General features: G+C 67.2%; 5 protein-coding genes. All 5 read right to left on the minus strand.

Annotation, left to right across the window (positions count from 1 at the left end):
• Positions 1–155: 155 nt before the first annotated feature.
• The 5 genes from M4I32_RS15025 to M4I32_RS15045 all read right to left on the minus strand — a co-directional run bounded on the left by M4I32_RS15025 (position 156) and on the right by M4I32_RS15045 (position 4,887).
• Positions 156–752 carry a PadR family transcriptional regulator gene (locus tag M4I32_RS15025; RefSeq protein WP_319035294.1) on the minus strand — a complete coding sequence of 199 codons (597 nt, stop codon included), beginning with the start codon at positions 750–752 and terminating at the stop codon, positions 156–158.
• A 100-nt stretch (positions 753–852) separates the two neighbouring features.
• Positions 853–2,259 carry a vanillate/3-O-methylgallate O-demethylase gene (gene ligM / locus M4I32_RS15030; protein ID WP_319035295.1) on the minus strand — a complete coding sequence of 469 codons (1,407 nt, stop codon included), beginning with the start codon at positions 2,257–2,259 and terminating at the stop codon, positions 853–855.
• A 128-nt stretch (positions 2,260–2,387) separates the two neighbouring features.
• Positions 2,388–3,260 carry a formyltetrahydrofolate deformylase gene (purU, locus tag M4I32_RS15035; protein WP_319035296.1) on the minus strand — a complete coding sequence of 291 codons (873 nt, stop codon included), beginning with the start codon at positions 3,258–3,260 and terminating at the stop codon, positions 2,388–2,390.
• An 11-nt stretch (positions 3,261–3,271) separates the two neighbouring features.
• On the minus strand, positions 3,272–4,078 hold the full coding sequence (locus M4I32_RS15040; protein WP_319035298.1) for a methylenetetrahydrofolate reductase: 807 nt from the start codon (positions 4,076–4,078) through the stop codon (positions 3,272–3,274).
• Positions 4,079–4,356: 278 nt separating this feature from the next.
• Positions 4,357–4,887: a MarR family winged helix-turn-helix transcriptional regulator gene (locus M4I32_RS15045; RefSeq protein WP_319035297.1), complete on the minus strand. Its 531-nt coding sequence runs from the start codon at positions 4,885–4,887 to the stop codon at positions 4,357–4,359.
• Positions 4,888–5,079 lie beyond the last annotated feature (192 nt).

The raw sequence follows: 5,079 nt of genomic DNA on the forward strand, positions 1-5,079 counted from the left end.
CCAACACCACCAACCCGACCCCGATCAAGACCCCACCACCACCGCCCGACCCATCGGTGGATTCGGGCTCAACGACCGGCGGTCTCGCGGGGCTTGCTTAACGACCGGCGGTCTCGCGGGGCTTGCTTAGCGACCGGCGGTTTCGCGGGGCTTGCTCAACGACCGGCGGTCTCGCGCTCGAGCACGTCGAGGAGCTCGAGACCGCGTGTCGCCCACGCGATCTCGTTGCGGGCGCGATCGACGAGGCCCTCGTAGGCGAACCGCTTCCAGGCGATGGTCTTCTTGCGGTCGGAGTCCGAGGTGATCGCCAGTCGGCGCACGAGCATCGGGTTGTCCGCGGCCTCGATGCGGCGCAGTTCGGTCAGCCACTGGTCGAGCTCGGACTGCCACTGCTCGACGTGCGCGCGCAGAAAGTCGCGGCCGGCGTCGGGCGTGGTGTTCTCGAGATACGCGGCGCGCAGATGCGCGGGATCGCGCACGCGGGAATAGTCCATCGGGGTGCGCATCCAACCGAGGAACGCATCGTCGCCTGCGTCGGTGACGTGGTACACCCGGCGTGTGCCGCGTTCACCGCGCGGCTGCTCCTCGCCCTCGATGAGGCCTTCGCGCTCCATCTTGCGCAGCTCGGGGTAGATCTGCGAATCGGGCGCGTGCCAGACATGACCGACCGAGAGGGAGAACTGTTTCTGCAGGTCATACCCGGAGAGGGGGCCGACACGAAGCAGCGCGAGAAGTGCGTAGCGGAGGCTCACGGGTTCTCCTCGGATGCTCGTCCCCCCGCGTCGTGCGCGGAGGGGATGGTGCGAGGGGGCCCGGGCCGAAGCCCGGACCCCCTCGGGTATGTCAGAACGATCAGTCGTTCTTGTAGCCGGTGCGCCATCCACCCTGGTAGGTGGCCCGCGCGACGGTCGAGTACGGCACGGGGCTGACCACGGCGCGCACCTCGGTCTGCTCGTGCGGCTCGACGGAAGCCTTCTTGGTGCCGCCGTTCGGCTCGCCCCAGACGACCTTCAGCTCGGTGCCCTCGGGGACGTCCGGGTCGATCGTCGCCAGAGACAGGCCACGACGCTCGTTGGAGGAGTAGCCGGTGAACATCGAGTAGCCGACCACGGTGCCGTCGGCGTCGACGACGGCGTCGTAGTTGGCCGAGCCGTAGTTCGCCAGCGGCAGGTCGAAGAACTTGTAGTTCGGGCCGTCGACGTTCAGCAGCGACGTCCAGACCTTGCCGAGGTCGTCCGCGTCCCAGGCCAGCGTGACCTTCTTGCGCTGCGTGCCCTGGTCCATCTTCTCGAGCGCGTCACGACCGATGAAGTCGTGGTCGAACTTGACGAACGAGCCGTAGCCGAGCTCCCACGGGGTGAGGTAGTAGTCCTCGATGTTCTCCGACACGAACGAGCCGGCGAGCGTGCCCGTCGCCTCGTAGCCGTCGGCGGGCAGCCACTCACGGTAGGCCTGCTCGGCCTCGCCCGAGTAGATCGCCGGCAGCGGCGAGGGGATCCAGCCCGACTCGAGCGTGTTCGAGGGGTAGGCGCGCGAGCCGACGGGCAGCAGACCGAACTCCTCGCCGGCCTCGACGATGATGTCGCGGATCTTGTGGTGGTCGGCGTAGGGGCCCCAGATCTCGAGACCGGGAGCGCCGGCCATGCCGTGACGCAGCGTGCGCACGTTCATGCCGCCGATCTGCATCGTCGACATGTTGAAGAAGCGCAGCTGCTCGAGCGGGCCGCCGTTGAGCTTCTCGATGACGTCCCAGGCCTTCGGGCCCTGGATCTGGAAGCGGTAGTACTTGCGCGCGACGGCGTCGCCGTAGGGGCGCGAGGGCGAACGGCGGTCGACCTCGATGTCGAGGTTGCTGTAGCCGCCGGTCTCGCCGTGGAACATCAGCCAGTTGGAGGCCGGGGCGCGACCCACGTAGACGTACTCGTCCTCCGCCTCGCGGAAGAGGATGCCGTCGCCGATGACGTGCCCGGAGGCAGTGGTCGGCACGTACTGCTTCGCCTTGTCGACCGCGAAATTCGCGACCGAGTTGATCGCGGTGTCCGAGATCAGCTTGATGGCGTCGGATCCCTTGAGGAACACGTTGTCCATGTGGTGCGACTGGTCGTAGAGCACGGCGGTGTCGCGCCACGCCTTCTGCTCCTTGATCCAGTTCTGGAAGTCCGCGGGGACGACCGGGTAGATGTACGAGCCGATCTGCGAGTTGCGCAGCAGGTCGACGGCGCTGGTCTGGTCGAGCAGCTCCTGAAGATTCTTGGCCACGGGATGAACCTCTCTGTTGGGGTGTTTGGGGCTATTCGGTTGTGGGGGTTTCGACTCGGCGCTGCGCGCCTCGCTCAACCTTGACCCGGCGCGCATCAGGTCGCTTCGCGACCGTGATCCGCGTCACGTCAAAAGATGATGGTGTGGTTGCCGTGTCGGATCACGCGGTCTTGGGCGTGCCAGGCGACGGCGCGGCTGAGCACGGCGCGTTCGACGTCGGCTCCGCGGCGCTGCAGGTCGGCGGCGCTGTCGGCGTGGGTGACGCGGACGACGTCCTGCTCGATGATCGGTCCCTCGTCGAGGTCGGCCGTGACGTAGTGGCTGGTCGCGCCGATCAGCTTCACGCCCCGCTCCTTGGCCTTCTTGTAGGGGCCGGCGCCGATGAAGGCGGGCAGGAACGAGTGGTGGATGTTGATCACCGGCACGCCGACCTTCTCGATGAAGTCCTCGGAGAGGATCTGCATGTAGCGGGCGAGCACGACGAAGTCGACGTTGCCGTCCAGCAGCTTGAGGATCTCGGCCTCGGCCGCGGACTTGTCCGGTCCCTGTGAGGGGACGTGGAAGAACGGCACCCCGAAGGTGCGCACATCGTCGACGGTGTTGGTGTGGTTGGAGACCACCATCGGGATCGTGACCGGCAGCTCACCGCGGCGGTGACGCCACAGCAGATCCAGCAGGCAGTGATCCGACGTCGACGCGAGGATCGCCATCCGCTTGGGCACCGACTGGTCGGTCAGCTCCCACGAGAGTCCGAACGGGCCGAGGGTGTCGGCCAGGTCCGCCTCGATGTCGGGCATCGCGGCGGCCAGGTCGGTGCGGTGGAACACCACCCGCTGGAAGAACTCGCCGCCCACGGGGTCGTCGGAGTACTGATCCAGCGAGACGATGTTGCCGTCGTTGCGGGCGATCAGGGCGCTGACCGCCGCGACGATCCCCGGCTTGTCGGGGCCGTGCACGATCAGGCAGGCGTGATCGAGGAAAGCTTCGGTGTGAAGTGACATCGCGGGGCCTCTCAGGACTGTGCGGCGGTGTACTCGCGGGCCCAGTCGGCCGTGGCGAGCAGCCCGCCGAAGGTGTAGAAGTGCAGCTTGACATCGCCGGAGGCGGGGTCGGCAGCGAGCAGGCTCGACAGGTCGCCGACGAACCGGTCCGGGCCCGCCGTGCCCATCAGGTTCGTCAGCGAGAACCCGTACTTCTTCACGATCATCGCGTTGGCGCCGACGCCGAAGCGACGGGCGAAGCTGATCAGGCGCTTGATGCCGGCGGGGCCGGGCGTGCCGATGCGGATCGTCGTCTCGATGCCCTTGCTGCGCACGGAGTCGATCCATGCCATCACCGGGTCGGTGTCGAACGCGAACTGGGTGAGGATCACCGCATCCAGTCCCTGTTCCTTCAGCGCCGCGGACTTGTCCTCGAGGTGGCGGGCCAGCAGATCCTTGTCGATGTCCGGGTGCCCCTCGGGATACCCGGCGATCGAGACGTTCTTGACGCCGTACTTCTGCAGCAGACCGGTCTGGATCACCGACAGCGAGTCGGGGTACGGGCCCTCGGGCTCGGCCGGGTCGCCGCCGACGGCGAAGACCTGCTCGCTGGCGCCGACCTCCTGCAGGCGGCCCAGGAACTCCTCCAGCTGGTCCTGGCTCGACAGGCGCCGGGCCGAGATGTGGGGGACCGGGATGAACCCGTGGTCGAGCACGGCCTTGGAAGCCGCGACCCGCATCTCGAGGTCCTCGTTGCCGAGGAAGGTGACGTTGATGCGCGTGCCCTGCGGGATCGAGTCCTTCGCCTCGATCAGTCCCGGCACATCTTTGCCGGTCATCTCGAGCGAGAAGTCATTCACAAGGGCAAGAGCCGCCTCAGGGTTGGCGGCCGAAGTAGAACGTGACACTGTTCGGGGTCCTTTCCTCTCACAGCCGGCGCGCGTCTTCGCGTGACCACACCGAACTTTACCTATGAGCATAGGGAATGTCTATAGGTAAACGTGCGGTCTTCCGGACTGGTGGTGTTCAGCCTGCAGTCCCCGCGCGCGAGAGGGCCAGCAGGTTCCGTTGGATGGAATCTGCTGCGGCGCACGCGGCCTCGAGCGCAACCCGGCGCTCAGGACAGCTGGGCCAGGGCGGCCGCCTCGTTCTCGAGCATCTGCAGTTCGCGGGTGTGCTCGAGCATGCGACGGAGCAGGCGATTGAGCGCCTCGACATCGTCCTCGGTCAGGTCGGCCAGGATGATCTCCTGTCCGCGCACCGAGATCGGCAGCATCTCGTCGTGCATCTCCGCCCCCGCCGGGGTGAGGTACATGGGCCGCGAGCCGCGTGGGCCGTCGACGAGGACGACGAGTTCGCGCGCGACCAGCGTGTTGACGCTCTTGGAGGTGACCGCCTTGTTGAGCCCGAGGAACTCCGAGGCCTCGGTGGCCGATTGTCCCGGGCGCATAGCCAGCGCAGAGATCACGCGCCAATCGTTCGTGCCCAGGCCGAAGCGCCGGCGCATCTCGTGCGACTCGCGCCACACAAGCGCGTTGGAGAGCAGCGCCAGCAGGCGCGGGGTGAACGACTCGGGGTCGATAGTGGTCTCCAGTGGCTCGGTCACCGCGTGGTCGGGCAGCGAGGGGCGCGAGGTCGAATCGCTCATGCTCGGCATGCGGCTCCTTCCGGCGGCGCCCCGACCGCCCGCGTAGATATATCAGTCTTCCAGACACTGCGGGATCCGACCGACATTCCGGCCAGATCCCGCAGTCAGCCCGCTGCGGTCAGTGGGCCATGTTGTTGAGTGCGTCGGTGTCGATGGTGGCGAGGGAGTGGGTGTCTTGGAAGGCGCGGATGC

The sequence above is a fragment of the Microbacterium sp. LRZ72 genome (assembly GCF_033792225.1).
Lineage (GTDB): Bacteria > Actinomycetota > Actinomycetes > Actinomycetales > Microbacteriaceae > Microbacterium.

What these genes read in the sequence shown, in the direction of transcription:
- purU (WP_319035296.1), bottom strand. Translation starts at nt 3,260, where the DNA reads ATGTCACTTCACACCGAAGCTTTCCTCGATCACGCCTGCCTGATCGTG.
- M4I32_RS15040 (WP_319035298.1), bottom strand. Translation starts at nt 4,078, where the DNA reads ATGACCGGCAAAGATGTGCCGGGACTGATCGAGGCGAAGGACTCGATC.
- M4I32_RS15045 (WP_319035297.1), bottom strand. Translation starts at nt 4,887, where the DNA reads ATGAGCGATTCGACCTCGCGCCCCTCGCTGCCCGACCACGCGGTGACC.